This window comes from Pricia antarctica (genome assembly GCF_900101815.1).
GTDB lineage: Bacteria > Bacteroidota > Bacteroidia > Flavobacteriales > Flavobacteriaceae > Pricia > Pricia antarctica.
Genome location: NZ_FNAO01000038.1, coordinates 1 through 1,502 on the forward strand (window position 1 = coordinate 1; position 1,502 = coordinate 1,502).

Sequence of the window (1,502 nt, forward strand, 5' to 3'; positions counted from 1 at the left end):
TATCCTGGGTTTATATTTCCCGAAGACGGGTATCCACCCGGTGACCTTCCTTTGTTCCAGAAAATCGTAATTGGACCCGTTGGAATACCCAGCGTATCCTATGGTTAAAACAAATTTTCTTCCATAAATATTTTCTATGGCTATGCGGCGTAGCGCATGATGTCCACGTAGGGCGTTCCCCTTTTGGCCACTGCAAAGACCCTTGCCAACAGCTTGTTCCTAATGATGTTCAATGTGCTCATCTTGTTCTTTCCCTCCTTGAGCCTCCGTTCATAGTAGGCCCTCATCTCCGGGCTGTACTGTATGGCTGTTAAGGCGCACATATGGATCAATACCTTGCCCTCTTTCCTGGCCAGATGGCTGACCTTTGTCCTTCCCTTTATGCTGGTCCCTGAGCGGTATGGGTAGGGCGCAATACCGATATAGGAGGCGAACTTTCTCCATTGGTCGAAAGCAGTGAATCCGGCAGTGTATGCTATAATGAATCGTGCGGTCACCTTCCCTATACCTGTGATGCTTGTCAGCAGCCGCATGAGTTCCTTCAGGCGGGGATTCGCCGCGACGACGTCGTCCATTTCCCTCTCGATGGCTGCTATCTGTTGACCGAGTACCTCTATGAGTTCCTCCTGGACTCGGAAGAGTACCTGTTCTGTCCTTACATCCAGCACTCTTCTCTGTTCCCCCAGGGTCGCCATGTGCCCTGCCTTTTGGGCGACCAGTTTTTTGCGCATGGACATGAACCGCTTGATCCTCTCCAAGGACTCCCCGGCCATTTGGAAGGGCTCGATCTCTTCCCGCTTGCGGTACCCGTACACCGCGATCCTTTCGGCATCTGCCTTGTCGTCCTTCCCTCTGGAGATGCCCAGGGAGCGCTTGATCTCCAGGCCCGGAACCACATGCAAAAGAAAGCCATTCCCGTAGAGGTACCGGACCAGGTGGTGGGTGTACAGGCCGGTGTACTCAAACACGAACAACAGGTTTTCCTTGGCTGTCCCGCTTGTTTCCAATGCCCAGTCCACCATTTGGGCTATGCCCCCAAGGTCGTTGTCGAAAACATCCTGTGTCCCTTTTGTGTGGACACGGCAGTCCAACATTAATTTACTTGCATCGATGCCGATAACTTCTTTTATTTCCATAATTTAATAGTGTTTTAAAATGGTCGCCTAGACTGAGACCTTTAATAACTCAAGCTAAAATCCTATTTGGTCCTTGGCGACCGGTCAATAATCAAGAACGGGGACTGATACGCAGGAGAGGCCGCAAACCTATTCCGCCAGAAAGTTCACCCCGTTCTTTCTTTATACTGTATTAAAGTTATGAACATTTTGGAAGTTATGAGTCTCCCCCAAACCCCCTCTTTTCAACATCATAATCATTATAGATTATTTTTATAGTATAAATCTAAAGGTCCGCCAGGAGGTCCGTCATTGTAAGCTCGTTATTCCTTAGACGTCCCTGGGTTTTCAGGCCGATATCCTTCAGGTACTGGCTGTCCCTGCCGT

General features: G+C 49.6%; 1 protein-coding gene. It reads right to left on the reverse strand.

The genetic code is table 11. From position 1 onward, the window contains the following. Positions 1-140: 140 nt before the first annotated feature. A complete protein-coding gene (locus BLT07_RS20550; protein ID WP_091874494.1) occupies positions 141-1,136 on the reverse strand; it encodes an IS110 family RNA-guided transposase in 996 nt (331 codons plus the stop codon). Positions 1,137-1,502 lie beyond the last annotated feature (366 nt).

What these genes read in the sequence shown, in the direction of transcription:
- BLT07_RS20550 (WP_091874494.1), bottom strand. Translation starts at nt 1,136, where the DNA reads ATGGAAATAAAAGAAGTTATCGGCATCGATGCAAGTAAATTAATGTTG.